The sequence below is a fragment of the Lentibacillus populi genome, from assembly GCA_014642895.1.
GTDB lineage: Bacteria > Bacillota > Bacilli > Bacillales > Amphibacillaceae > Lentibacillus_C > Lentibacillus_C populi.
On sequence record BMJD01000001.1, the window covers coordinates 69,130 to 94,164 of the forward strand.

The following is a 25,035-nucleotide window of genomic DNA, read 5'->3' on the forward strand; positions in this document are numbered from 1 at the left end:
CTTGTCTATTTTTTACAAAAGAGGTTGGATAAATGATCTATCTAGATAATAGTGCTACAACGAAACCATATCCTGAGGTAATAAAAAGTTTTCAACAAGTATCGGAAAGCTATTTTGCAAATCCTTCTTCGATTCACCAGTTTGGTGGAGAAGCGGAAAAACTGCTGCTGAAGGCGAAAGAACAAACAGCAAAGATTTTACGGGTTGAACCGGACGAAATAATTTTCACCTCTGGAGGCACGGAAGGTAATAATACAGCGATTAAAGGAATTGCACTCGAACATCAGACGCGGGGAAAACATATTATTACGTCAGAAATTGAGCATCCATCGGTATTAGAAGCATGTCACGCTTTGGAAACATTAGGATTTGCGGTGACATATTTACCTGTTAACCAAAATGGTCTCGTATCCATAGCGGATGTGAAACAAGCTATTCGAAACGATACGATTTTGATTAGTATTATGCATGTTAATAATGAACTCGGGTCAGTTCAGCCGATCGAAGAAATCGGTTCTATTGCAAAAAACAATCCGAAATTGTTTTTCCATGTTGATGATGTACAAGGATTGGGAAAACTCCCATTAAAACTGAAAAATAGCGGGATTGATCTATGTACGATGTCCGGTCATAAAATTCATGGTCTGAAGGGTACAGGTATTTTATATGTTAACAAACGCACGAAATTATTTCCATTATTCCATGGTGGTCACCAGGAACGGAATATCAGATCCGGAACCGAAAATTTGCCCGGTGCAGTCGCTATGGCAAAGGCATTACGTTTAATTTCCGATAAACAGAAAAATAATAATGGGGAAATGACCAAATTACGGGATTATCTGCGCACTGAATTGGAAAAGATTCATGGGGTTGTGATTAATACACCAGAAAATGCGGCACCGCATATCATCAATTTTTCTGTTCCAGGCTTGAAGCCGGAAGTTATTATTCATATGCTTGGCGAGCAGCAAATTTATATCTCAACAAAATCGGCATGCTCATCAAAACTAACGGATGAGAGCAGGATTTTAGCTGCCTGCGCGTTGGACAAAGTACGGACAACGTCAGCACTGCGGGTAAGTTTGTCGTATGATTCAACAAGACAAGAGGTTACAGCCTTTTTACAGGCACTGAAAAAAGCAGTTGATCAATTAAAAGAGGTAATGGAGTAGATAGCATGGAATTCGATCATATATTAATCCGGTATGGTGAAATGGCCTTAAAAGGAAAAAACAGAAAAAAATTTATCGTTAAATTACAAGAAAATATCCAGCGGAAATTAGCCGATTTCCCTGACGTAAAAGTAACAAGGACACAGGGAAGAATGTTTGTCCTGTTGAATGGAGAGGATCCTGTCCCGATTGTTGCCAAATGTAAAGAAGTGTTTGGGATTCATAGTCTGAGCTTGGCAATCAAAGTGGAAAATGATGAAACAAAGATAAAAGATGCGGCACTATATGCATTAACCACCAGTGAAAATGTGAAGACATTCAAGGTTTCTGTCAAACGAATCGATAAAAACTTTCCGATTCATTCACAGGAAATGAACCAGGTAATCGGAACCCATTTACTAGTCAATACTACCAGATATAAAGTCGATGTACACAATCCGGACCTGGAAGTAAAAGTTGAAATTCGTACGGAAGCAACATATATTACAGCAAGCATCATTCCTGGATTAGGAGGATTGCCGGTCGGAACTTCCGGAAAGACATTACTCATGCTTTCTGGTGGAATCGACAGTCCCGTTGCAGGATTCCTGGCAATGAAACGTGGTGTCGAAATTGAAGCAATTCATTTTCACTCCCCGCCATTTACCAGTGAGCGTGCCAAACAAAAGGTGCTTGATTTAGCCCGTAAGCTAACGGAATATGGAAATACGGTTAAGGTGCATATTGTCCCATTCACCAAAGTACAGCAGTCCATCTTTCGCGAAATGCCCGATGGATATGCTATGACGATTATGCGGCGAATGATGTTCAGAATAAGCGAAATACTTTGTGAAAAGGAACATATTTTATCGATTACAACTGGTGAAAGTCTCGGTCAGGTAGCCAGTCAAACAATGGAAAGTATGAATGCCATTAATGAAGTGACAACTATGCCGATTCTCCGGCCGCTAATTGCTATGGATAAAAATGACATCATTAAGGTATCCCGAACTATTCATACGTATGATATCTCTATTAGACCGTATGAAGACTGCTGTACGATCTTTGTCCCGAAATCACCTAAGACCAGGCCTGGAAGGGAAAAGGTAAATTATTTTGAAGGGCAAATGAATATTACGGAAATGCTTGAAGAAGCTGTTCGAGGGATTGAAACAGTAAAGGTAACAAATAAGAGTGATACTGTTGGAGAATTCGATGATTTATTTTAGTTACTTCCGGTTTTTTGAGATTATGCTGAATATGTTTATAATCTCATAAAGGTGTAAAAACAAGTTGGCAATTCTAACAGGAACTACCAATAGAAAAATTGCATGTTTGTCCCCCTTGTTACACATTATATAAGTACCAAGGAGGTGAGGAACATGGCTTCTAATAATAATTCAAACCAATTAGTTGTACCTGGTGTACAACAAGCATTGGATCAGATGAAGACTGAGATTGCTCAAGAATTCGGCGTACAACTTGGTGCCGATACTACCTCTCGTGCTAACGGTTCTGTTGGTGGAGAAATCACAAAACGTTTGGTAACAATGGCTGAACAACAATTTAGCGGACGTCAACAATTTTAAATGAAATGGCTAAGAAGGCTACCTCGGGTCGAGGTAGCCTTCTATTTTAACTTACTATAATGTCTTTTGTTTACAAGAATGTTCTCTTCACACGATCCCAGTAAGAGTTATTTTTTAATTTGACAGTCTTTATTACTTTATCACTGAGGGTAACCGTGATGTTTTTAATGTTCTTTATCGGGAATGCTTCATTGTCCAACCCAATAATTGGATGATCATTACCATCCTGAATAACATCAAGCCCCAGTTTCCGGTCTTTATTCAATACAAATGAGGAACCGAGCGTGCGATAACGATTATTGTTAAGTGAAGCAAGTTCCGAAACTTGGAAACAAGGTATCTTTGGATCAATTACTGCACCACGGGTTGATTTGTTGTAGCCAGTTGACCCGGTCGGGGTTGCCACGATTAACCCATCACCACGGAATGTTTCAAAATACATATCATCGATCCGAACATCAATGACGATTGTTTTAATAATGGTAGAACGAATACTAATCTCGTTTAGACAGTAAAAAGATGTTCCGTCATTAACCTGAACCGTTATAACCGGGAATTTGCGTACCTCCATTTCTTCATTCACCATTGTATCAAGCATCGCTTCAAAATTATCCATATTGAAATCACAGTACAATCCCGATTCATCTGACCTTGTTATTCCAGCGTATAAACAATCCTGACGAAATCCCGTTTTGCGAACTGCCTGCAAAAACGCGCCATCTCCGCCAACACTGATAATGATACTTGCATCTTCTGGATCGGTAACAATGGAAAAACCATTTCCTTGAGCTAAATCAAATAACGGCTTTAATGTACTATCCAAGTCATTTTCCCGTCTGTAATAAAAATAGATATTTTTACGGTTTGGCATTTTTTGATTGCCTCCATTTTCAAGTCTGCTGTTTATTAAGTTTATCACGTTAGTGCCATTTTTTCACGCATTAACGGGCTATAGGGCTATAATATCCCCATCTTTAAGCGAGTGTAAACCAAAAACGTGAAGGGGAGATAAATAGCCCGTAAATATCCGATTTTAGGAACAAGGACTAAAAACCCACGTGCACTGATGACGTCTTTGTGACCGCATTGCACAGGCCTCAGGCTAATTCAGTGGCAGAGTAAGGGCAAGCTGGAACCGTCACGTCCGCATGCCTTCGCCTTTCTAGTACATCTTGTGCGAAGGAACCCACCGCTGAATGAGGTTTCACTTTATCATACATGCGATTTTTTGGTTAAAAATTGTTGAACTGATACAAAATAGTAGTGAATGAATTTTTTTCCTATATCAGGAGTTGAGAACTTTGTTTTGGATTATTCTGTTCCTATTCATTTTCGGTAGCGGAATTCTGCTATTATTTTCGCGTGTCTATATATCATTTTCATTGGAGTATAGCGATGATAAGCCGATTTCAATTGTCTATGTCCGGTTGTACGGGATCCGTTTTTTAAAAAGAAAAATTGACCTGTCCGAACTGGGAACTGCAGATGTATGGAAAGATCAATTGGCTAATAAAAGCTTTAAGGAAAAACTGGAAGTAATTCATCAGGTGATGCAAAGCTTTTTTGACATTGTTAGTGATACGATGATGGCTATGCGAATATTTTTAGATAAATTATCTATTCATAAAATTGAATGGTACTCCCGGTTTGGTACTGGGGAGGCCAGCACAACGGGATTAGCAGCCGGGGGATTATGGACAATAAAAGGGGCGCTGATCGGTTTAGTAGATCATCTCAGTCATGTACATTGTTTACCAAATATTGATGTTCAACCAGATTTCCAGCGCAAATACATTTATTCAAAATTTGATTGTATGGTATCGATCAGAATAGGACAAGCTATACACGCACTTATTAAAGTGATACGGAAGTCGTCGTTTCGTAAAAGAGAAGTATTGATATAAAAGAGGATATGAACAAAGGCGCTGGAGCCTGACGTGGCCTACTTTGCTGTAAGCATAATAACGCCTCAAATTTTATATTTTCTTTACTATTCAAAAAGGAGGATCCCGAAATGAGTGAACATCCAATTCAAGGTTTAATGACAACGGCAATGGAAAATTTGAAAGATATGGTTGAAGTTAATACGATTATTGGTGATCCAGTTGAATCGCCTGATGGAAGTGTGATTATACCGGTTTCAAAGGTTGGATTTGGTTTTGCGGCCGGTGGCAGTGAATTCAGTGGGAAAAAGAAAGGCTCGGACTCGGATCAAGGAGATAGTGGTGGCGGACAGAAAGAGATGCCGTTCGGTGGTGGTAGTGGTGGTGGTGTATCAATCACACCCGTCGCATTTTTAATTGTCAACGCTAAAGGTATCAAAATGGTTCATCTGGACGGGAATACCCATTTAATAGAAAAGATGCTGGATTTTGCCCCGCAGGTAGTCGAGAAAATACAGCAGCTGCTGAAGGAATCAGGAAGATCTAAGAAACCAAAGAATCAAAACAAGGATAAGGATAAGGAAGAAGAAGATAAGCAGCACTCCATTTATGATATTTAACGTGCCGTTCACAAAGTTGTTCCTATTTTTAAGTACATGATATTGGACACTACATGCCAACTTATTCATAATAAGAAGTGAGAATAAATGCAAATAAGAAGGGAATGATTCATATGGCAAATGTTACATTCCATCAAGATCCTGTCACACTTCTTGGTACAGAAATAAAAGTGGGGGATAGTGCACCCGACTTTACTGTATTGTCCAATGATCTGAAAGAAGTTTCATTAACCGATTATCAGGGCAAGGTGAAGCTTATTGCAGCTGTACCATCCGTTGATACCGGAGTATGTTCGGAAGAGACGAGGCGCTTCAATGAAGAAGCTGAAAAAATTCCGGGTGTACAGGTATTGACGATCAGTATGGATTTACCTTTCGCTCAGACACGTTGGTGTGCTGCTAATGGTATTAAAAATCTTGACACTCTATCGGATCATCGTAATGCCGATTTTGCTGAAAAATATGGTGTCCTGATTAAGGAACTACGGCTACTCGCCCGGGCTGTTTTTGTGGTGGATTCCAATAATAAGGTTACATATGTCGAATATGTAGATGAAGTAACAAACCATCCCGATTATGAAAAAGCATTGGAAGCAGCTAAAACTGCAAAGTAATGACAGATTGTCTCTCTTGCTATCGGAGTAAGAGGGACTTTTTATGCACTGAACCAATACCTCTTAAAACAGATCTCTCCTTCTAAATCTTTGTACATGAGCCCCTTTCTTTTGTTACAATAAGTACGCCTAGCGGGAAGGAACGGAGGAACAGCAAATGGAAAAATCAAACGTTGAAATACTTTTTACGTGGATTGATCATACTACAGAGACTATTCAACAGCATGCTGATGAACCTTATTTGGACAGTTTAGCAATTGCCCTTGAATGGCTTTTTTATGAGGAAACTTCCGAGATGGATGATGATATTGCAAGACAAAAAATACAGAAAGCACTAAAGGATATCAAACTTGATCAATATACAACTGAAGACATTCAAAAGGCCGTACAGTTTGCTATTTTAAAAGGAATGAAGGACTCGACACAGCCACAGCACTTGATGACGCCTGACACAGTGGCGTTACTAGTTGGGTATCTGGCTGAGAAACTGAACAAGAAAAAAGAAAAGCTTAGGGTATTTGATCCTGCCTGCGGGACGGGAAACCTGTTGACTACAGTAATTAAACAATTGAAACAGCAAACAGAGGTGTTTGGTAGTGAAGTTGACTCCACGTTAATTAAACTTGCTTTATTAAATGCCAATTTGCAAAAACAAAATGTTGAATTTTTTCATCAGGACAGCTTACGGCCGTTTCTATTGGACCCGGTTGATTTGGTTGTCGCTGATTTACCTGTCGGGTATTATCCGGATGATGTTCGGGCAAGTGACTATGAATTGCAAGCGGCTGAAGGTCATTCATACGCCCACCATCTATTTATCGAACAAAGCATGCATTATACGAAAGAAGCAGGATATGTAATTTTTGTCATTCCAGATTTTTTATTTGATAGTGATCAGGCGGACAAGCTGCAGGCCTTCTTACAAAAAAATGCGCACATTATTGGGGTTTTAAGCTTGCCGGAAAGTGCATTCAAGTCTGAGAAAAACGGGAAAAGCATCCTGGTATTGCAAAAAAAAGGCGACCATACGAGTGGACCAAAACAGCCATTGCTCGTAAAGCTGCCATCTTTTAAAAATGCCAAAGCAATGGATGATATTCTAGATCAAATCAATGGTTGGTTTGCCAACTATTTAAGCTAAGGGGGATGAAGTTAGATGCGTAATATTTTAGCGATAAATGCCGGAAGCTCTTCATTGAAATATCAATTGATTGAAATGCCGGAGGAGAAGGTACTGGCAAAGGGTGTTTTCGAGCGGATCGGGTTAACGGATCCGATCTTCACCATTACCATCAATGGGAAAAAAGATAGCGTAATAGCGGACATACCGGATCATGAAGCAGCAGTAAAATGGCTATTGGAAAGATTAAAAACATCAGGTGTTATTAACGCACTGGATGAAATAAGTGCAATTGGTCACCGGGTTGTGCATGGTGGAGAACGTTTTACTGATTCTGTAAAAATAACGGATGAAGTTATCCAGGAGATTGAAGAAGTATCAGAATTGGCTCCTCTTCATAACCCGGCGAATTTGACTGGAATTCGAGCGTTTCAAGAAGTTTTGCCAAACGTTCCAATGGTTGCGGTGTTTGATACAGCATTCCACCAAACTATGCCGGAAAAATCGTATTTATATAGTTTGCCGTATGAGTACTATAAAAAATACGGTATTCGAAAATATGGATTTCACGGCACCTCTCATAAATATGTGTCACAGCGGGCATCTGAATTACTTGGAATTCCGTTAGATCAATTACGGCTCATTTCATGTCATTTAGGAAACGGTGCAAGTATCGCTGCAATAGAAAAAGGAAAGTCGATTGATACATCAATGGGATTTACCCCACTTGCAGGCGTTACAATGGGAACTCGCTCCGGAAATATCGATCCTGCTTTAATTCCATATATCATGGAAAAAACAGGACAATCGGCTGATGAAGTAATCAACGTGTTAAATAAACAAAGTGGTATGCTGGCATTATCAGGGTTTTCGAGTGATTTACGTGATATTGAAGAACAGGCAGGTGTTAATGATCGGGCGGAGCTTGCTTTGGAGGTCTTTGCAGCACGAATTCATAAATATTTAGGGTCGTATGCTGCCAGAATGTCTGGTGTAGATGCGATTATTTTCACAGCAGGTGTAGGAGAAAATAGTGTGACAATCCGGGAGAAGGTGTTAACCGGGCTGGAATTTATGGGTGTTTACTGGGATCCATCGCTAAATAATATTCATGGTAAAGAGGTATTTATCAATTATCCGCACTCACCGGTAAAAGTATTGGTGATCCCAACTAACGAAGAAGTCATGATTGCCCGCGATACAGTACGCTTGACGCCTTGATATTTTCCTCAGCTGATGGATAGTTTCTTTTTAAAAGTAAAGAAAGTATATAAATTTAGGCTCTATTCTGCTTACGTCAGAGTTGGCCATGTCCAGCTCCAGCGCCCAGCAACTAGCAAACTTCACACTCCTTCACTACGATAAGTCAACATCGGTAAAAGGGGAAGTTCGGTTAAAACCGCGACGTCCTGTCGCAACACCGAACTGACCTACGTCCTGTAGGCCTCAGCTCACCGTGTTTCCTTTATCTCATTGCGGAGTGCTCCAGTTTGTACGTTGCTAAACGGGCGCTTGCGCTTTTCTTATTGGAGAGGGGATAGGACGATGCCACATCAAATAGCGTATAAATCGTTAAACTGCATGATTATTACAATTAGTGACACAAGAACAAAGGAAACGGATAAAAGTGGAAGGTTAATGACTGAATTGCTTAAACAGGCTGGACATCAGGTTCAATCGGCAGAAATTGTTCCGGATGAAACATCGGCTATTGAAAACAAGGTGAAAGCTGGAGCCGAAAACCCAAATGTGGACGTGATTTTGACAAATGGTGGTACAGGTATATCCTTTCGTGATGTAACAATTGAAACGATAAAAGACATGCTGGATAAAGAAATGACTGGCTTCGGCGAAATTTTCCGGATGTTAAGCTATCAGGAAGACATAGGCTCGGCAGCCATTCTTTCTCGAGCTATTGCCGGTGTAATCAATCGTACAGCAATTTTTGCGACGCCTGGATCAACTGGTGCAGTAAAGCTGGCGATGAATAAATTAATTCTTCCTGAACTATCACACGTCGTTCATGAAATTAACAAAGATAAAGAATAACAGCACCGCCTTCACATGGAAGGCGGTGCTGTTAGTGTATTTAAGGGGATAGGAAAGTATAAAATTATAGCTCTATTCAGCTTGCACCAAGGTGGGCCACGTCCAGCTCCAGCGCCCAGCGGCTAGTGGACAACACCCGCCTCCGTACGATAAGTCAACATCGGCTCGGGTAAGAAGGAAGGCCGACTAAGAACGGGCTTTGCGCCCAACTCACGTCTCCCCCCTTTTGCAGGGGCATGTTTCCTTTATCTCCTACGTAGGAATGTTCGGTTAAAACCGCTGCTTTGCGCAGCAACACCGAACCACCCGCGTTGCGCGGGCGCAAGCACATACGCCGCTAAACGGACGCTTGCGCCTTTGTTCATAATGAAAATGCGGGCTGTTTTAGGCTTTTTATCTGACGACTAATACATCACAATTAGCATAACGGGTAATGCTTTCGGATACGCTGCCAATTAAAAATCGTTCAACAGCATTCATTCCGGTTGCACCGCAGATGATCAAATCTGCCTTAAAGTCACTTGCCACATCCTTGGCAATTTTCACTTTTGGTGAACCGTATTCGACACAGCGTACTAAATTTTCAATACCGGCTGCCTTTGCCTTATCCGTGTAATTATCCAGTAGTTCTTTTGCATAATCCTCTGCGCGTTCTGCAAGGGTACGGTCATATGCTTCGGCCGTTGCAAATGTACGAGAATCAACAATGTGGGTGAGAATAAGTCTTGCCTTATTACGTTTTGCAATATTTAATGACTTTTGAAATGCTACCTCTGAAGCTTCTGATCCGTCAACAGCGACAACAATATTTTTGTATGCAAAGTCCATTTCGCATCTCCCCTTTTTTTTTCTTACTAATCTATACCCCTTTTTCAATAATGATAATCACCAGTAAATGTTTATTATAAAGTTCGACACCGCTTTTGTTGAAACTGGAAATAGAAATCTTAATTTTTGTTGCTATTTTGTGCACATACTAATCATGGAGGTGATTTTTTGGCTGATCATAATAAACTTCATGAAGACAAAAAAGGGATTGCAACAGTACAAAATCAGTTAATGGAAAGCTATCAAAGCGGTGTCATTGAAGATAAGGAAAACTTGTCAAACAATCGGAGCATCCACACGTTCAATAACCAAAAGAAATAGTATTCATCAATCCATCCCGGGCAGCTGGGGGTGGATTCGTTACATATAAATTGGAACAATATGCTGGTTTCGTCTTTTCACTTTGCTTCTTTTAGCTATTATATTATGTTATAATTCCATTCATGATAAGGGTTCACTTCTTTTAAGCAAAAGGAGGTAATTAATTTGGGGCACGCTCTTATAACGGCAGGAACATCTGGACTGGGAAGAATGGTTACGGAAGCATTTCTCTCGGCAGGACACCATGTTACCACAACATATCGCAGTAATTATGATAAAGCAATGAAGGTAAAGCAGGAACTGGCAGCTTATCATGATGCATTACATATTGTTCAAGCCGATGTCACAAATAAAAGTGATATTGAAACCCTGGTGGAAGCTGCAAGAGAAAACCATGGTGGGATCGACTACTTAATCAATAATGCCGGTCCGTTTATATTCGAACGAAAAAAATTAGTTGATTATACGGAAGCTGAATGGCATGAAATGATTCATGGAAACCTGGACGCGATTTTTTATTTGTTAAAATTAACGATTCCCTTTATGCGTGAGCAAAAATTTGGCCGAATTATCAATTATGGATTCCAGGGTGCAAATAGTGCATCAGGCTGGTTGTATCGTTCTGCTTTTGCCGCGGCAAAAAGCGGGCTTGTCTCATTGACGAAAACGGTTGCCTTTGAAGAGGCGGAGTATCATATCACATCCAATATGGTGTGTCCAGGCAATATTGTCGGAGAAATGAAGGAATCAACTATTATGGAAAGTCGTAAAAAATATGATGATACGACACCAATTGGAAGATCCGGGACAGGGGAAGATATTGCAAGGACCATTTTATTTTTATGTGATCAAGATTCTGACATGATTACCGGGTCTGTTTTTGAAATCACAGGAGGTCTTGATGTCATCCACCGGTATCGTTAAAATGATGCAATATCCGAAAGACTTTGATACAATGGAAGTGCTTTCATGTTAGTTGTAAAACAGATAGGAAATATTACTATTTTTAGGGGAGGCTTTTACAATGAAAATAGGGGTACCAAAGGAAATTAAAAACAATGAAAACCGGGTTGCCATGACACCAGCTGGCGTTGTCACATTAAAAAATGCTGGCCATGAGGTATATGTGGAAACGGGAGCAGGGTCAGGCTCCAGCTTTACCGATGAACAATATGCGGCTGCAGGTGCTATTATTACGCCAACAGCAAAAGAGGCTTGGGCACAGGAAATGGTCATGAAAGTAAAAGAACCGCTTCCTGAGGAATATGAATATTTTTATGAAGGACTTATTTTGTTTACATATTTACATTTAGCAAATGAACCAGCGTTGACAAAAGCAATGATTGATAAAAAGATCGTTGGAATCGCTTATGAGACCGTGCAATTGCCAAACCGGTCGCTACCATTGCTAACACCGATGAGTGAAGTTGCCGGCCGAATGGCAGCGCAAATTGGTGCGCAATTTTTGGAAAAATCCAAGGGTGGCAAAGGTATTTTACTTGCAGGGATTCCCGGGGTAAAGCGCGGAAAGGTAACGGTGATCGGTGGTGGTGCGGTTGGAACAAATGCAGCTAAAATAGCAATTGGTCTTGGCGCGGATGTTACGATTATTGATTTGAATCCGGAGCGTTTGCGGGAGCTTGATGATTTATTTGGTTCGTCCGTTAATACGGTGATGTCCAATCCGATGAATATTAGTGAAGCGGTTGCCGAATCGGATCTCGTTATTGGGGCTGTCTTGATTCCTGGCGCAAAAGCACCAAAGTTAGTGACAGAAGATATGGTACAGGCGATGCCAAACGGATCCGTTATCGTTGACGTTGCCATTGATCAGGGCGGGATTTTCGAAACAAGTGACCATGTAACAACGCACGATAACCCAACATATACGAAGCATGGTGTTCTACATTATGCGGTAGCAAATATGCCTGGAGCTGTTCCGCGCACATCAACAATTGGCCTGACAAATGTCACTGTTCCTTATGCATTACAGTTAGCTAATAAAGGCTACAGGCAGGCGTGTCTGGGTAATCAGGCATTGCGCAAAGGAATTAATACGTTAGACGGGTACGTGACATATCAGGCGGTTGCAGAATCGCATGGCCTGCATTATGATTCTGTCGATGCATTATTGGAAAAGGAATAACGAATATTACGAAATGTAATTCCAGCATGAGGGAATTATGTGTACAGAAAAATAAGCTTGGCTTGAGATGATAACTGTTGCAGCAAATTTTGCATTGTGGAAAATTTGCTGTTTTTTAATATGTCTAGGAAATTATAAAATTTTTATGCTGTGAATAACTGTGCGGCCGAATCGGCCACGTCCAGCTCCAGCGCCCAGCGGCTAGTATGCTTCCTTCACCTTCGTACGATAAGTCAACATCGACTCCCTTTGGTCGTCGTGTTTCCTTTATCTCCTACGGCTCAGTCCAGCATATACGCCGCTAATCGGGCGCTTGCGCCTTTGTTCTTGGGTTTTTGGAGGAATGCTGAAGTTTTGGGAAATGTGCTGAAGTTTGGCCGAAGTTAATGAACTGGGACTGAAAAATGATGAAGATTCTTGGAAAGTGCTGAACCAAGCCAGAAATTCGCTGAACCCCTTGAGCAAAACCTGCCACGACATAAAAAAGAGGCGAATCCATCTCAGGATACAACCTCTTTTCAATTACTCTATTATTTGCAGTTCCTTAGGTGACTTGGTTAACTGTTCCGGTCCCTTAGCTGTCATGAAGATCATATCCTCAATTCGTACGCCCCCAGTATTTGGAACATAAATTCCCGGTTCAATTGTGAAACACATACCCTCTTTTAGAGCCAACTCGTTTTTACTATGCATCGATGGGTATTCATGGGTTTCGATCCCTAATCCGTGTCCAATTCGATGGGTAAAATATGCCCCATAACCGGCTTGTTCAATATGTTCACGTGCAGTTAAATCAATTTTTCCGACGGGTGTTCCTATACGAGATGCTTCGATTGCTTTTTGTTCAGCCTGAAGTACCGTATTGTAGATGGTTTTCTGTTCATCCGTGATCGATTTATATGCAACGGTTCTGGTAATATCAGAACAGTACCCTTCAAAAATAACACCAAGGTCAAACAAAACCAGATCGCCTTTTTCGATCGTTTTCATTCCAGGATTGCCATGTGGGGAAGCGGTTTGTGCGCCGGACAACGCCATTGTGGAGAAGGACATCCCTTGAATGCCCTGCTTTTTCAGTTCGTATTCAATTTTGGCGATAATGGCTAATTCACTAACACCTTCCTGGATAGCATTAATCCCTGTTTCAATACCAAAATCTGCAAGCTGTGCTGCCTGTTTCAATAACGTGTATTCTTTTTTGCTCTTGATCACACGTGAATCGGCCAGAATTTCCTTTGCATCAACCAGACTTGTCTGCGGCAGGATCCGTTGCAATTCTTGAAATCGCTCCAGGGTAATCTGATCATATTCAATTCCGATTGATTGTGGAGCGTTTCCGGCATCGTCAATGAAATTTCGCAATAGCTCCCATGGATTCTCATCATCGTTGTATCCTAAAATTTCAAACTCCCATCCTGCCCGTTTGGCGTCCGGTTTTTCCATTGCCGGCACAATTAACAAAGGGTCATGAAAGCTGCTTACATAAACACCAATGACCCGTTCGTGAGGATCCGTATAATAGTTACTTAGGTAATAAAAATTGGCAGCAGATGTGACAAACATCCCGTCTAAATCCTGATCTTTCATTTTTGCTAAAAGTGTCTCGATTCGATTAGTCATGATTTCACCTCAAATACGTAATATATAAATAGTGTTCAAAAGGAGGATAACAAGAACAGCTTCGTTAGACGATGAGTGAACGGTGTCAGTTGGAGATTACGATTGCTATCGTCAACAAAAGGGATGTTCTTATTTGCTGGACTTTTTGAACTTCCATTATAATGTAAGTATACCAAAATTCATTTTGATTCATAAATGTTTAGGATTTTGATAAAAAAATTGAAACCTATGCAATCCTGGTTCGTAATACCTAACAAACAGGATTCTTTAGAGATAAGAGGTGAGATGATGGGGCTATTTGGTAATCTGTTTTCAAAAACGCAACAAGCTAAAACGGCACCAAAAGAACGAACACCGTTAACCATTAAAGTTGGCGATATTGTGACCTTTGATTTGAGGGATTATGAAGTAGTTGGCAAAATTACGTATCGTGACGGCGGTTATGAATGGTTTGGTTATCAATTGGTGGAAGGCCATGATACAATATGGTTATCTGCAGAAATGGATGAAGAATTGGAGTTAGGTATTTACAAAAAGATCAAGCTGCCGGTTACGAAGCCATATCCAAATGAATTAACGTATGAAAACAAGCGATACTACTTGGAAGAACGTGGCACAGCAATGGTTACCGGTGAAGGTCGGAGTGCCAATCTTCAAGGAATCGAAACGGATTATGCAGATTACAGTGATGAGGATGAAAAACACTTTTTAAGTCTTGAATCCTGGGGAACAGAAATTGAAGCAAGCTATGGTTACCCAATCGAAGCATATGAATTAAAAATTTTAGCAGGATCAAAATAGAGGAGGAGTAAAAATGTTTAAATTTTTTAAACGTGTATCAACCGTAGTAAGTTCAGAGTTAAATGCGTTACTTGACAAGGCAGAAGACCCGGTGAAAATGCTGGACCAATTCATGCGGGATATGGCAGAAGATATCCGTGAAGTGGAGGCAGCAGTAGCAAAACAAATTGCCAATGAAAAAATGCTGAAGCGGAAAGCCGATGATGCACAAGCACTTGTTGAAAAACGCCAAAAGCAAGCGGAACAAGCAATTGAAGCAGGTAATGATGATCTCGCCCGCCGTGCATTACAGGATAAAAATGAACATGAAAGCCAAGCGCAAACTTTAAAAGAATCTTGGGAACGTGCGAAAAGTGATGCGGAAATTTCCCGGAATAAGCTGGATGAGATGAAAAAAGAGTACCAGGAAATGAAACTGAAAAAGGATTCCCTGCAAGCACGGGCAGAATCAGCCAAAACACGGACAAAAATGAACCGTACCATGTCTTCCATTGGCGGTGATGAGTCAAGACAAGGCTTTGAGCGAATGGAAGAAAAGGTACTCCAGTTTGAAGCAGAGGCTGAAACAAGTGAGGACTTATCACGTGCCAGCCGTACATTGGACGACGAATTTGAAGAATTGGAAAACAATAATGTTGATGATGAATTAGCTACGCTTAAAAAGAAAATGGGTAAAGCGTAATTTGACGTAATAGAACAAAAGCGTAAGCGCCCGGTTAGCGGCGTATGGACTGGACTGAGCCGTAGGAGATAAAGGAAACACGGTGAGCTGGAAGCGAACCGATGTTGACTTATCGTACGGAGGTGAAGGAAGTCCATTAGCCACTGGGCGCTGGAGCTGGACGTGGCCGATTCGGCCGCCCAGTTATTCACAGCATAAAAATTTTAAAAATTCCTAGACACAGAACAAACAGGGACAGGGATATCTGAATAATGGCCTGTCCCTCATTCTTGAGATGAAGGGGGAATCTGTTTGCGAAAGAAGTTGAGTGTTTTTGTTGGATTATTATTGATTATGCTAATAGCCACTTCTTGCTCATCCCCTTTCCAAGAGTTTTCTAACCGAGGCATGTCGGAGGAAGAAGTAACGATAACAACTGATGATATTCCAGAAGAGCCGGATAAACAAGAACTTATATCTAAAATTAAAGGAAATACAAGTGAACAAATAGATGATGTGATTGAGGCAAACTTTTCGTTAATGGATGTTGTTTCCGGGGAAGGGAATCAGCATGCAGAAATTTACGCAACGAAACGTTTTGCATTATCGGAACTTGCAAATGTCCTTACTGACGCGATAGAGCCGGAAAAGGCTAGTGAGGTAAAGGATAATCAGCAGATTTTTATTTATCCGGATCACTTTGTTACTTTAAAGGAAAGTGAAGAGGATGACAATGTTTTACTGATTGAAGTTGCGGAGGATGAATTTGTCCGGAGAAATTATTCACCAAGCTTTTTAGGTACATATTTTACATTTAGGCTACTAGATAGTTTGTTTGGTAATAATTGGAGTAATAGAAGGGCAGAAACGTGTCGAGCGGGTGACTGTTACGGAGGATATACCGGGAAAGGCTATTATCCGGACGGAAAACCAAAACGGGGAAATAAAACATTTAGAGGCGGCGGACCTGGAGCAGGAAAATAAAAGGAGTTGGTGGAATGGGACCATTTATTGCGACATTTATTTATTTTGTAATCTCAGTTGTTATTGTGTTAATTGGTTTAGTGATTTTTGAAATCTTAACGAGAAAATATAAAGATATGGATGAAGTACTTAAAGGAAATCAGGCAGTAGCATTATCAATTGCCGGCAAAATCATTGGTATTTGTATCATTTTAGCATTCGCGATTTATCATAGCACCGCGATTTATGAAACACTTATTTGGGGTGCATACGGTATTCTCCTGCAAATGATTGCTTATTTGTTGTATGATTTGTTTACGAGGAAATTCTCGGTTGAGGAGCAATTGCTGAAAAATAATGTTGCGGTCGGGATTATTTCCATGAGTGTTTCTATCGGACTGGGCTTTGTTATCGGGGCATCAATTACATAATAATGAAACTTCATAGGTGGAGGTATTATTACCAAGATGCTAGATAAAATATAGAGATAAAATTGCGGTCTGCCATGTGCATGACCGCATCGTTATTTATAAAGTGTGGAGTGGAACAGATGAATGAACAAGCCATCAGGAAAAGCAAGCTAATTTATTGGTCGTCGGGGATCGTATCGATTTGCGGGATCATTTTTGAAGTATTGTTCGGGGCATTAGGTTCTTACATATTAGGTGACGGGGTAAAACAATACACATTAACGATCTCGTTGTTCTTAACCGGAATGGGAATTGGAGCAAGCTTAAGTGAACGGGTAATGAAAAATTTAATTATTACCTTTATTTGGATTGAGTTTGGGGTAGCGATCATTGGCGGTTTCTCAAGCTTTACTATGTTTGGGATCACAGCTTTTGCCCCAGACGGAACAGATGCCTTTTATTTGTATTTGATTACGTTTTTAGTTGGTGCTTTGACAGGTGTTGAATTGCCAATTCTTATCCGGAAGGCAAATGAGATTGGAGTAACATTAAATAAAAGTACTGCACGTGTGCTATTTTCCGACTATGCTGGCGGACTTGTCGGCGGATTATTATTCGTATTTCTCTTACGTCCACAATTTGGCATGGTCAAATCAGCATTTTTAGTCGGTTGTGTAAATCTGATTGTAGCCTTAATTGTTTTATGGCTGTTCAGGAAAGAAATCCGGTCCTTTTTACTGCATGCGATAGTTGGGGGAGCAATTGGTATTTTATTGATCGCCGGTTTGTTTTTCGGGGAAGAAATGGCATTTACATTTGAGCAAAAGCTTTACCAGGATCCGATCATTCATATGGAAGAAAGCAACTATCAAAAAATTATTCTAACCCATGATCAGGGAGACACAAGGTTGTATTTGGATGGCTCCTTGCAATTCAGTTCAGCTGATGAGTATCGTTACCACGAAGTGCTGATTCACCCTGCAATGGGCTTTGCCAAATCGCACGAAAATATTTTAATTTTGGGTGGCGGGGACGGAATTGCTGCCAAGGAAATTTTAAAATATAAGGATGTAGGGAAAATTACCCTGGTTGACCTTGATCCGGCGGTAATTGAACTGGCAAAAACAAATCGGCAATTGCTGAAGCTGAATGAAGGATCATTATCAAATGACAAAGTGGAGGTTATCAATCGGGATGCATTCCAATTTTTAGAGGGTTCAGATGCATGGTATGATGTTATCATTGTTGATCTGCCTGATCCGAATAATGAAAGTTTAAATAAACTATATACGGAAGAATTCTATTCACTTATACGGAACCATTTAAAACCGGACGGGACAGCTATGATTCAATCCACAAGTCCGGTATTTGCAACCGAAGTATACTGGACCATATCAAAGACAGTAGAATCAACTGGTTTACATGTCAAAAACTTGCATGTTGATGTACCAAGCTTTGGCAATTGGGGCTTCGTGATGGCTAGCAGAAAGGAAATTCATTTGGATAAGATTGAGATCCCCGTTTCAACCCGGTTTTTAACAACGGATATGCTGTTAAGCTTGACTGATTTTGGCAAGGATGAAGATAATGAAATTATAAATGCCGATGGGAACATGGTTGAATTACAGCCAAATACGTTAATCGATCCAAATCTTATCCAAATATATGAAAATGCATGGAAAAACTACTAAACGGGTAGAGGATATAGGTAAGTTTTATCGAATCTAATAGTGTAGAAGAATTTTGAAAGGGGCGAGAAGGATGAAATTATCATTCCATGGACAAGCAGTTGTAAAGGTTGAGACTGCGGATCATACCATTTTGTTTGATCCGTTTATCTCAGGCAATGAGAAGTGCGATTTGAACGCTGACACAGTTAAGGCGGACGTCATTTTGCTGACCCACGGGCACAATGACCATGTTGGTGACACGGTGGAAATCGCCAAGCGGAACGATGCGTTAGTTGTTGCGCCGAATGAGCTGGCGAATTATTTAGCTTCCAAGGGGCTGAATACACATCCAATGCATATTGGTGGTGCACATGAATTTGATTTTGGTAAGGTGAAGTTCACTCAGGCATTTCATGGATCATCTTATACGGAGGAAGATGGAACGATTATTTATACTGGTATGCCTGCGGGGATATTACTGACTGTGGAAGGAAAAACGATCTATCATGTTGGAGATACAGGGTTATTTTCGGATCTGAAATTAATTGGCAACAGAAATGACATTGATGTTGCCTTTGTTCCAATCGGTGACAATTTTACAATGGGACCGGAAGATGCGTTAGTTGCAGCAGATTGGATCCAGGCAAAAACAGTCGTTCCGATTCATTATAATACATTTCCGGTTATTGAACAGGATCCGTATGCTTTCGCTCGTGAAGTGAAAACCGGAAAAGGTATAGTGATGGAGATTGGCGGAGAGATGGAATTGTAATTAACCTTAGCAGAATGCACCTCATTTGGAGGTTGTATTCTGCTAAAGGTATGCTCCTATTTTTCTGTTGAAAATTCAGATAAAACTAGTAGATTTTTATTAATCTTTATACTATAATAGGACAAAGTGTGATTATAATTTAACGCTTGTAAAGTTAGGAGTAGTATAACCAACTAACCTTTCCCGATATCGAAACAAGTTTAGCGTAGTTTGTATATTCCCCAAGGAGTAAAAAAATGACCACTTTATTCTTCTTGCTTGGCCTCATCTTCGGTTCATTCTTTAATGTTGTTGGTCTGCGTCTGCCACAAAAAATACCTTTTTCTAATGACCGATCCGTTTGCCCGCAATGTAACCACACATTATCCTGGTACGAGCTCATTCCAGTTTTATCATACATATTGCAAACTGGTAAATGCCGGTATTGTAACGGTGAAATATCACTAATTTATCCTGTAACTGAATTATTAACTGGGGGCTTGTTTGCCTTTAGTTACGACTTGATTGGTTTCAATCTGGAACTAATCGTTGCAATTCTGTTGATCTCCATGCTCGTAATTATTTTAGTTTCCGATATTACTTATCTGCTGATCCCCGATAAAGTTTTGCTATTCTTTCTGCCAATATTTATCATCATCCGTATAATCCAGCCGCTTGATCCATGGTGGTCACCAATAGTCGGTACAATCGTGGCGGTGGTTATGATTACCACTGTTATCATCGCAAGTCGTGGTGGCATGGGAGCAGGGGATATGAAGTTGTTTGGAGTTCTGGGGGTCATTTTAGGGACAAATAAGGTAATCCTGGCATTCTTCCTATCGTGTATAACCGGGGCAACTATTGGTATGGCACTTATCCTGTTTAAACGAATTAGTCGGCAACAGCTGGTGCCATTCGGGCCATTTATTGTCGTAGCGGCTGTTATTACTTATTTTTATGGGGATTCCCTATTAAACTGGTACTTCAATTTTCTTTTGTAGGCGGTTGACCGCGATAGCTCGGGAAGTATGGGCAGAGAGCGATCGTAAATAACGTACTCTTTTAAACAGGGCGTGTACGGGAGTGAAAATAGTAGTGACTTCTGTAATTAATAGAATTTGAGCGTCTATTCTTGTCGTCTGCCTTCTATTAAAATCCAAAGAATGGTTATCTTGTTTTCTGATTCCCACTCCATTAAGCATGAATTTTTTTTCGCATCATAAGCTGAATAATGGAGGTGATAAGATGCGGCACTATACTGTATTACGTTTATTATTAGCTTGCTTTTTTCTTTATTTTGCTTGGCCGCTTATTCCCCAGGCAGCATCTCAATTGGAAATTGTTTTCTGGGGCATCTGGCTGATCTTTCTTCTACTTGTAGTTGGTGCAAATCTTGCTACACTTTTACGAATGACCAGCCCACCGGTTATGGAACAGGAACGCGTTAGAAGCCGGGAAACGGTTAATCATTGAGGTAATCGGCAATCATCTGTATAATAAAGTCAATAATAAAAGACTAGTACAGTTGAAAGTCGGTGAGTGAGTTGGCAACAAAGCATGAGCAAATATTACAGCACATTATGTCTTTAGGTATTGGTAAAAAAATCTCCGTACGGCAAATTGCCAAGGACTTAAATGTAAGTGAGGGTACGGCATACCGTGCAATAAAAGAAGCGGAAAGCCAAGGATTGGTCAGTACAATTGAACGTGTCGGTACGATAAGAATTGAACGGAAGAAGAAAGAAAACTTTGAACGGTTAACATTTGCCGAGGTTATTAACATTGTTGATGGACAAGTTCTGGGAGGGCGCGAGGGGTTACACAAAACGTTGAACAAATTTCTTATCGGTGCCATGCAGCTCGATGCTATGATGCGTTATACGGAAGCCGATTCACTCCTGATCGTCGGGAACCGGGTGAAAGCACATGAATTGGCGATAAAGGAAGGTGCGTCCGTACTGATTACGGGGGGGTTTGATACAGCCGATCATATTAAACGTCTGGCCGATGAGAAACAAATTCCAATCATGTCAACAAGCTATGATACGTTTACCGTTGCGGCAATGATTAACAGAGCGATATATGATCAGCTAATTAAAAAGGAAATAGTTTTTGTTGAAGATATTTCTACGTCGCTTGACCATTCTTTCTTTTTATACGCGAAGGATCCACTGGAACGATGGTATGAGCTTAATGAGATGTCAACCCATACAAGGTTTCCGGTTGTAGATGAAAAGAATCGGGTGATCGGAATGGTAACGTCCAGAGATATTATCGGAAAAAAACGTGTGATGCTGATCGAAAAAGTAATGACAAAGAATCCAACAGTTGTTCAGGCGAAAACGTCTTTAGCTTCTGTTGCCCATATGATGGTTTGGGAAGGAATCGAGTTGGTTCCAGTTGTTAACCAATCTTATGAGCTGCAAGGAATCGTTTCCAGGCAGGATGTGTTGAAGGCATTACAGCAAATTCAGCGACAGCCGCAAATCGGGGAAACGATTGATGATATTGTCTCTTCAAATATTAACACTGTGGAGGGTGATCATACGATTTTCCAAGCTGATGTGACTCCGCAAATGACAAATCAGCTGGGAACGTTATCTAATGGTGTTTTTACCACGTTAATGACCGAAGCAAGCAGCCGATTGCTTCTGCATGCTAAAAAAGGGGATCTGGTCGTTGAAAATATTACAGTATATTTTTTAAAACCGGTTCAGATTGACAGCAAATTAATCATCAAACCAACTTTACTGGATGTGGGAAGGATTTACGCAAAAATAGATGTTGAAGTGTATAATGAGCAGAAATTAGTTGGCAAAGGACTGCTGATGGCGCAATTAATTGATCGTTGATGGGTTTTAACCAAGAAAAGCTGGCTGTTCCCAGGTAGCCAGCCTAGTTTTCTTTCGGATATAAACGTCTCCATTCATTTCGATAATGTTTCGTTTCTTTGATACCACGGATTAATTGCATACCGCCAAGTATGACAAATACAATTCCAATAAATAATGAAAGTCTTGTTTCATAGTATAAATACTGATTGATTCCAAAAACAAGCACAAATATACCAAGACATATTCTTGACTTGGCGTGAAAATAGTGTTGCGTTAATTTGTCTTTGCTTCTTGAAATGGCTACCCAGTAGTAAACAAATAAAACAAACGAGAGCACAATAATAATCGGGAAAATAACCATAAATTCTCTCTCCTGTATAGATTTCATATGTTATAATGAGACATTATCTATTGTAACTCGTTTAAATGAATTAAGCTAGAAGAAACCATTTATACAGATAGGAGATAAACAATGACTTTCGATAAAATAATCCAAGCCATAAATGACCATAATACGATTATCATTCACCGGCATGTAAGACCAGACCCTGATGCATACGGGTCACAGGTAGGACTGTGTGAATTAATCAAACAAACTTACCCTGACAAGCATGTATATGTTGTTGGCGAAGAGGATCCATCTTTACGTTTTTTAGCTCGAATGGATACGATTGATGACAGTGTATACCATGGGGCACTTGTGATTGTATGTGATACAGCGAATACGGAGCGAATTGATAATGAACGGTATAAAAAAGGCGAGCTGCTGATTAAAATTGACCATCATCCAAATGTTGACCCGTATGGTGATGTTATGTGGGTGGATACCGGTGCAAGCTCAACAAGTGAAATTGTTTACGATTTTTATTTATATGCGAAAGAAAAAGGCTATCAGCTGAATGATGAAGCAGCAAGACTTCTTTATGGAGGGATTGTCGGGGATACGGGGAGGTTTCTATTTCCAAGTGCAACCAAAAAGACGTTTCAATATGCAGCAGAGCTTGTAACATATAACTTCGACCGTACAGCGCTGTATGATGGAATCTATCGTATTGATGATAATGTTGCCAGGTTAAAAGGTTATATCCTGCAAAACTTTACCTTGACACCATCCGGTATGAGCACCATAAAATTATCAAAGGAATTATTAAATGAATATCATATGAAGCCGATAGAAACAAGCCAAATAGTTGGTGTATTAGGTGATATTGCAGGAATTAAAGCATGGGTTATTTTTATTGAAGAAGACGATTTAATCCGTGTCCGTCTTCGTTCAAAAGGGCCTATTGTGAATACGATCGCGGCTAAGTATGATGGTGGCGGACACCCGATGGCGGCAGGCGCATCCGTTGCAAAGTGGGAGGATACGGAACAGGTCATTCAAGATCTTGATGAGGCATGCAGGAATTATCAAGGAAAATAATAATGTGCTGTTTTCCGGTGGAGAGGAAAACAGCACATTCAAATACAACACTTGCACGGTTGGCTAGCTGCTAATCTTTTCCTGAAGTGGCATGAACCAGCATCCGGTATTTGTTTGATCACAATGTACATGTAAATGGTATTTCGCAATATCGCGTTTAATTAAGCGTATAAGCTCACTCGATTCGGCATATACCGTTTGACCGGATTTTAGCTGATTGATTTTTTCGTCTCTAATTCGGCTTTGTGGCATGATAAGCATGCAAACCCACTCCTTCCAATGAATTAGTATATGAAAGAAACAACTGTAAGTGAACCTTTGATCGACTACTTTTCTATATGAGGATGTTCAAAAAGTCCGGTGAAAATGACACTTCGAATTTCTTCGTTGGCTTGTTTCTCCGCTGCTCATGTATCTAATTGCATACATTCCGCTACTCGAAACTACGCCGCCTCGAACTTCTCGGTCCTTTTCATCCTCCTTTTTGAACACACTCTATATATATATTATATTAAAAAGCAGCAATTCCTACTATAGATTTTTGGAAAATTTCACAAAATAGCCATGTTTAGCTGGAGGTTTTTGCTTCAACCTCTATTTTTACCGTTTGCGTAATTGCTATTTTTGTTACCGTAAAAGAATAAGTGAAGTCATTAATGGCAAATTCCTTATTTTCAATGGTGGAAGTTAACAGCTCACTACTTTCATCAATAATACGGACCTCCTGCCCGATAATTTGGTTTATTTCCGCCTTAATGATGTCTTCCATTTGATGGGCTGTCAGATGATCCAGTTTTAAATTCTTAGCATTTGTAACAGTTACTTCAATTGATTCAACAGTTAATTCCTTTTTGTTTTTTTCGTCCAAGTCTTTTTTATCCTTTAACAGTGCATCGTTTTGATTTTTTAAATCCGTTACTTGTGACTTTAATTCCAGGTTATTCTCCAGCAACCGTTCGTACATGCTGTTATACATATAGGCAAAAACACAGTAGGCGATAACAGCCCCAATTAGTGCCCCCACGAAAAAACGCTGCCAGATTGCTTTTTTATGATAGGGAGGAATATGCATCAGGTTACATCCTCCTGAATAAACCAGCTGATTAAAATAATTGCTGTTTTGACACCGCCCATTGCAGATAAAATGAGTAAAATTTGCTTGAATACATCGATTGCCTGTCCGTCCAGTCCTTTTTCAAAGTTGGCAATTGCATCGAACGTACCGCCAATCGCTGCAACGATCGCCCAAACACGTAAACGTTTCGCAATTTGTCCCATTGCAGAAAACGGGGCTTCACCTGTTGCAAATGAGCCAATACTGCCGATAATCGCCCCGCCAATCAGGACACCAAAGGCAATGAAATAACAATGTATGAATGAAGCAATAAATCGTTCTTCCATCAATACGCTCTCCTTTATGGCATACTTCTCACATTATATGTTTGACTGGGACAAGATATGTTTCCTGCGTGGTAGTTGTGTTTATCCCGTATTAACGTCCGGTAAAACCCCACCCCAAAAGTAGAGCGGTTTATATAGATTTTAGGTGGGGGGTAACAGCCCGATTAAAGGATCAAAGAC

General features: G+C 40.3%; 29 protein-coding genes. 22 read left to right on the plus strand and 7 right to left on the minus strand.

The annotated features are described in order from the left end of the window. Positions 1-32: 32 nt before the first annotated feature. The 3 genes from IEX12_RS00385 to IEX12_RS00395 all read left to right on the plus strand — a co-directional run bounded on the left by IEX12_RS00385 (position 33) and on the right by IEX12_RS00395 (position 2,740). Positions 33-1,172 carry a cysteine desulfurase family protein gene (locus tag IEX12_RS00385; protein ID WP_102415037.1) on the plus strand — a complete coding sequence of 380 codons (1,140 nt, stop codon included), beginning with the start codon at positions 33-35 and terminating at the stop codon, positions 1,170-1,172. A gap of 5 nt (positions 1,173-1,177) precedes the next feature. Next, positions 1,178-2,380 carry a tRNA uracil 4-sulfurtransferase ThiI gene (gene thiI / locus IEX12_RS00390; RefSeq protein WP_088050879.1) on the plus strand — a complete coding sequence of 401 codons (1,203 nt, stop codon included), beginning with the start codon at positions 1,178-1,180 and terminating at the stop codon, positions 2,378-2,380. A 153-nt stretch (positions 2,381-2,533) separates the two neighbouring features. After that, on the plus strand, positions 2,534-2,740 hold the full coding sequence (locus IEX12_RS00395; protein WP_088050878.1) for an alpha/beta-type small acid-soluble spore protein: 207 nt from the start codon (positions 2,534-2,536) through the stop codon (positions 2,738-2,740). Positions 2,741-2,810: 70 nt separating this feature from the next. On the opposite strand, the gene IEX12_RS00400 is transcribed toward IEX12_RS00395, so the two are convergent. Further along, positions 2,811-3,611 carry an NAD kinase gene (locus tag IEX12_RS00400; RefSeq protein WP_088050877.1) on the minus strand — a complete coding sequence of 267 codons (801 nt, stop codon included), beginning with the start codon at positions 3,609-3,611 and terminating at the stop codon, positions 2,811-2,813. A gap of 430 nt (positions 3,612-4,041) precedes the next feature. On the opposite strand from IEX12_RS00400, the gene IEX12_RS00405 reads away from it, so the two are divergent. The 6 genes from IEX12_RS00405 to IEX12_RS00430 all read left to right on the plus strand — a co-directional run bounded on the left by IEX12_RS00405 (position 4,042) and on the right by IEX12_RS00430 (position 9,026). Beyond that, a complete protein-coding gene (locus IEX12_RS00405) occupies positions 4,042-4,644 on the plus strand; it encodes a DUF2953 domain-containing protein (RefSeq protein WP_188724540.1) in 603 nt (200 codons plus the stop codon). Positions 4,645-4,754: 110 nt separating this feature from the next. After that, positions 4,755-5,243 (plus strand): GerW family sporulation protein, encoded by a 489-nt coding sequence (gene ytfJ / locus IEX12_RS00410; protein WP_088050875.1) that lies wholly within the window; start codon positions 4,755-4,757, stop codon positions 5,241-5,243. A gap of 113 nt (positions 5,244-5,356) precedes the next feature. After that, the gene (gene tpx, locus IEX12_RS00415) at positions 5,357-5,857 is read left to right on the plus strand and encodes a thiol peroxidase (RefSeq protein ID WP_088050874.1); all 501 of its coding nucleotides are present in this window, start codon (positions 5,357-5,359) and stop codon (positions 5,855-5,857) included. A 157-nt stretch (positions 5,858-6,014) separates the two neighbouring features. Beyond that, positions 6,015-6,998 carry a class I SAM-dependent methyltransferase gene (locus tag IEX12_RS00420; protein ID WP_088050873.1) on the plus strand — a complete coding sequence of 328 codons (984 nt, stop codon included), beginning with the start codon at positions 6,015-6,017 and terminating at the stop codon, positions 6,996-6,998. A 15-nt stretch (positions 6,999-7,013) separates the two neighbouring features. After that, the gene (locus tag IEX12_RS00425) at positions 7,014-8,198 is read left to right on the plus strand and encodes an acetate kinase (protein ID WP_188724541.1); all 1,185 of its coding nucleotides are present in this window, start codon (positions 7,014-7,016) and stop codon (positions 8,196-8,198) included. A 324-nt stretch (positions 8,199-8,522) separates the two neighbouring features. Next, positions 8,523-9,026 carry a MogA/MoaB family molybdenum cofactor biosynthesis protein gene (locus IEX12_RS00430; RefSeq protein ID WP_088050871.1) on the plus strand — a complete coding sequence of 168 codons (504 nt, stop codon included), beginning with the start codon at positions 8,523-8,525 and terminating at the stop codon, positions 9,024-9,026. 393 nt (positions 9,027-9,419) lie between these two features. On the opposite strand, the gene IEX12_RS00435 is transcribed toward IEX12_RS00430, so the two are convergent. Then, a complete protein-coding gene (locus IEX12_RS00435; protein WP_088050870.1) occupies positions 9,420-9,854 on the minus strand; it encodes a universal stress protein in 435 nt (144 codons plus the stop codon). A gap of 168 nt (positions 9,855-10,022) precedes the next feature. Here IEX12_RS00435 and IEX12_RS00440 point away from each other — a divergent pair, with 168 nt between their 5' ends. From IEX12_RS00440 to ald, 3 genes are all read left to right on the plus strand, one after another. After that, positions 10,023-10,175 carry a hypothetical protein gene (locus tag IEX12_RS00440; RefSeq protein WP_188724542.1) on the plus strand — a complete coding sequence of 51 codons (153 nt, stop codon included), beginning with the start codon at positions 10,023-10,025 and terminating at the stop codon, positions 10,173-10,175. A gap of 165 nt (positions 10,176-10,340) precedes the next feature. Further along, positions 10,341-11,099, plus strand: coding sequence for an SDR family oxidoreductase (locus IEX12_RS00445; RefSeq protein ID WP_088050869.1), 759 nt, complete (start codon positions 10,341-10,343; stop codon positions 11,097-11,099). A 100-nt stretch (positions 11,100-11,199) separates the two neighbouring features. Beyond that, the gene (gene ald / locus IEX12_RS00450) at positions 11,200-12,321 is read left to right on the plus strand and encodes an alanine dehydrogenase (RefSeq protein ID WP_088050868.1); all 1,122 of its coding nucleotides are present in this window, start codon (positions 11,200-11,202) and stop codon (positions 12,319-12,321) included. A 522-nt stretch (positions 12,322-12,843) separates the two neighbouring features. Here the strand turns inward: ald and IEX12_RS00455 are convergent. Next, complete coding sequence (locus IEX12_RS00455; RefSeq protein WP_188724543.1) at positions 12,844-13,941, minus strand: M24 family metallopeptidase; 1,098 nt, start codon at positions 13,939-13,941, stop codon at positions 12,844-12,846. 288 nt (positions 13,942-14,229) lie between these two features. Between IEX12_RS00455 and IEX12_RS00460 the strand changes: the two genes are divergently transcribed. The 9 genes from IEX12_RS00460 (at position 14,230) to IEX12_RS00500 (ending at position 22,049) form a co-directional block, all read left to right on the plus strand. After that, entirely contained in the window at positions 14,230-14,742 is a 513-nt protein-coding gene (locus IEX12_RS00460; RefSeq protein WP_188724544.1) for a DUF4178 domain-containing protein, read from the plus strand. A gap of 13 nt (positions 14,743-14,755) precedes the next feature. Beyond that, positions 14,756-15,424, plus strand: a complete 669-nt coding sequence (locus IEX12_RS00465) for a PspA/IM30 family protein (RefSeq protein ID WP_088050864.1) — start codon at positions 14,756-14,758, stop codon at positions 15,422-15,424. 291 nt (positions 15,425-15,715) lie between these two features. Continuing rightward, positions 15,716-16,387 carry a DUF4247 domain-containing protein gene (locus IEX12_RS00470; protein ID WP_188724545.1) on the plus strand — a complete coding sequence of 224 codons (672 nt, stop codon included), beginning with the start codon at positions 15,716-15,718 and terminating at the stop codon, positions 16,385-16,387. Between the two features lie 14 nt (positions 16,388-16,401). Continuing rightward, entirely contained in the window at positions 16,402-16,797 is a 396-nt protein-coding gene (locus IEX12_RS00475) for a DUF350 domain-containing protein (protein WP_155554160.1), read from the plus strand. A 119-nt stretch (positions 16,798-16,916) separates the two neighbouring features. Continuing rightward, on the plus strand, positions 16,917-18,467 hold the full coding sequence (locus IEX12_RS00480; RefSeq protein ID WP_155554159.1) for a polyamine aminopropyltransferase: 1,551 nt from the start codon (positions 16,917-16,919) through the stop codon (positions 18,465-18,467). A 70-nt stretch (positions 18,468-18,537) separates the two neighbouring features. Beyond that, the gene (locus tag IEX12_RS00485; RefSeq protein WP_155554158.1) at positions 18,538-19,218 is read left to right on the plus strand and encodes a metal-dependent hydrolase; all 681 of its coding nucleotides are present in this window, start codon (positions 18,538-18,540) and stop codon (positions 19,216-19,218) included. Between the two features lie 236 nt (positions 19,219-19,454). Further along, positions 19,455-20,198, plus strand: coding sequence for a prepilin peptidase (locus IEX12_RS00490; RefSeq protein WP_155554157.1), 744 nt, complete (start codon positions 19,455-19,457; stop codon positions 20,196-20,198). A gap of 244 nt (positions 20,199-20,442) precedes the next feature. Next, positions 20,443-20,670, plus strand: coding sequence for a hypothetical protein (locus IEX12_RS00495; protein ID WP_088050858.1), 228 nt, complete (start codon positions 20,443-20,445; stop codon positions 20,668-20,670). 71 nt (positions 20,671-20,741) lie between these two features. Then, positions 20,742-22,049, plus strand: a complete 1,308-nt coding sequence (locus IEX12_RS00500) for a DRTGG domain-containing protein (RefSeq protein WP_088050857.1) — start codon at positions 20,742-20,744, stop codon at positions 22,047-22,049. 43 nt (positions 22,050-22,092) lie between these two features. Here IEX12_RS00500 and IEX12_RS00505 read toward each other — a convergent pair whose 3' ends face one another. Next, positions 22,093-22,392, minus strand: a complete 300-nt coding sequence (locus IEX12_RS00505; RefSeq protein WP_088050856.1) for a YtpI family protein — start codon at positions 22,390-22,392, stop codon at positions 22,093-22,095. Positions 22,393-22,503: 111 nt separating this feature from the next. On the opposite strand from IEX12_RS00505, the gene IEX12_RS00510 reads away from it, so the two are divergent. Next, complete coding sequence (locus IEX12_RS00510) at positions 22,504-23,454, plus strand: DHH family phosphoesterase (RefSeq protein ID WP_088050855.1); 951 nt, start codon at positions 22,504-22,506, stop codon at positions 23,452-23,454. 63 nt (positions 23,455-23,517) lie between these two features. Here IEX12_RS00510 and IEX12_RS00515 read toward each other — a convergent pair whose 3' ends face one another. From IEX12_RS00515 to ytrH, 3 genes are all read right to left on the minus strand, one after another. Next, positions 23,518-23,715 (minus strand): YtzJ family protein, encoded by a 198-nt coding sequence (locus IEX12_RS00515; RefSeq protein ID WP_088050854.1) that lies wholly within the window; start codon positions 23,713-23,715, stop codon positions 23,518-23,520. A gap of 307 nt (positions 23,716-24,022) precedes the next feature. Then, positions 24,023-24,526 carry a sporulation membrane protein YtrI gene (gene ytrI, locus IEX12_RS00520; protein ID WP_155554156.1) on the minus strand — a complete coding sequence of 168 codons (504 nt, stop codon included), beginning with the start codon at positions 24,524-24,526 and terminating at the stop codon, positions 24,023-24,025. Beyond that, a complete protein-coding gene (ytrH, locus tag IEX12_RS00525) occupies positions 24,526-24,855 on the minus strand; it encodes a sporulation membrane protein YtrH (protein WP_088050852.1) in 330 nt (109 codons plus the stop codon). Before ytrH ends, ytrI begins: the two co-directional genes overlap by 1 nt. Positions 24,856-25,035: the final 180 nt, after the last annotated feature.

Bases quoted from the DNA above. Each gene is read 5' to 3' on its own strand.
- IEX12_RS00385 (WP_102415037.1), top strand. From the start codon at position 33: ATGATCTATCTAGATAATAGTGCTACAACGAAACCATATCCTGAGGTA.
- thiI (WP_088050879.1), top strand. From the start codon at position 1,178: ATGGAATTCGATCATATATTAATCCGGTATGGTGAAATGGCCTTAAAA.
- IEX12_RS00395 (WP_088050878.1), top strand. From the start codon at position 2,534: ATGGCTTCTAATAATAATTCAAACCAATTAGTTGTACCTGGTGTACAA.
- IEX12_RS00400 (WP_088050877.1), bottom strand. From the start codon at position 3,611: ATGCCAAACCGTAAAAATATCTATTTTTATTACAGACGGGAAAATGAC.
- ytfJ (WP_088050875.1), top strand. From the start codon at position 4,755: ATGAGTGAACATCCAATTCAAGGTTTAATGACAACGGCAATGGAAAAT.
- tpx (WP_088050874.1), top strand. From the start codon at position 5,357: ATGGCAAATGTTACATTCCATCAAGATCCTGTCACACTTCTTGGTACA.
- IEX12_RS00420 (WP_088050873.1), top strand. From the start codon at position 6,015: ATGGAAAAATCAAACGTTGAAATACTTTTTACGTGGATTGATCATACT.
- IEX12_RS00425 (WP_188724541.1), top strand. From the start codon at position 7,014: ATGCGTAATATTTTAGCGATAAATGCCGGAAGCTCTTCATTGAAATAT.
- IEX12_RS00430 (WP_088050871.1), top strand. From the start codon at position 8,523: ATGCCACATCAAATAGCGTATAAATCGTTAAACTGCATGATTATTACA.
- IEX12_RS00435 (WP_088050870.1), bottom strand. From the start codon at position 9,854: ATGGACTTTGCATACAAAAATATTGTTGTCGCTGTTGACGGATCAGAA.
- ald (WP_088050868.1), top strand. From the start codon at position 11,200: ATGAAAATAGGGGTACCAAAGGAAATTAAAAACAATGAAAACCGGGTT.
- IEX12_RS00455 (WP_188724543.1), bottom strand. From the start codon at position 13,941: ATGACTAATCGAATCGAGACACTTTTAGCAAAAATGAAAGATCAGGAT.
- IEX12_RS00460 (WP_188724544.1), top strand. From the start codon at position 14,230: ATGGGGCTATTTGGTAATCTGTTTTCAAAAACGCAACAAGCTAAAACG.
- IEX12_RS00465 (WP_088050864.1), top strand. From the start codon at position 14,756: ATGTTTAAATTTTTTAAACGTGTATCAACCGTAGTAAGTTCAGAGTTA.
- IEX12_RS00475 (WP_155554160.1), top strand. From the start codon at position 16,402: ATGGGACCATTTATTGCGACATTTATTTATTTTGTAATCTCAGTTGTT.
- IEX12_RS00480 (WP_155554159.1), top strand. From the start codon at position 16,917: ATGAATGAACAAGCCATCAGGAAAAGCAAGCTAATTTATTGGTCGTCG.
- IEX12_RS00485 (WP_155554158.1), top strand. From the start codon at position 18,538: ATGAAATTATCATTCCATGGACAAGCAGTTGTAAAGGTTGAGACTGCG.
- IEX12_RS00490 (WP_155554157.1), top strand. From the start codon at position 19,455: ATGACCACTTTATTCTTCTTGCTTGGCCTCATCTTCGGTTCATTCTTT.
- IEX12_RS00495 (WP_088050858.1), top strand. From the start codon at position 20,443: ATGCGGCACTATACTGTATTACGTTTATTATTAGCTTGCTTTTTTCTT.
- IEX12_RS00505 (WP_088050856.1), bottom strand. From the start codon at position 22,392: ATGGTTATTTTCCCGATTATTATTGTGCTCTCGTTTGTTTTATTTGTT.
- IEX12_RS00510 (WP_088050855.1), top strand. From the start codon at position 22,504: ATGACTTTCGATAAAATAATCCAAGCCATAAATGACCATAATACGATT.
- IEX12_RS00515 (WP_088050854.1), bottom strand. From the start codon at position 23,715: ATGCTTATCATGCCACAAAGCCGAATTAGAGACGAAAAAATCAATCAG.
- ytrI (WP_155554156.1), bottom strand. From the start codon at position 24,526: ATGCATATTCCTCCCTATCATAAAAAAGCAATCTGGCAGCGTTTTTTC.
- ytrH (WP_088050852.1), bottom strand. From the start codon at position 24,855: ATGGAAGAACGATTTATTGCTTCATTCATACATTGTTATTTCATTGCC.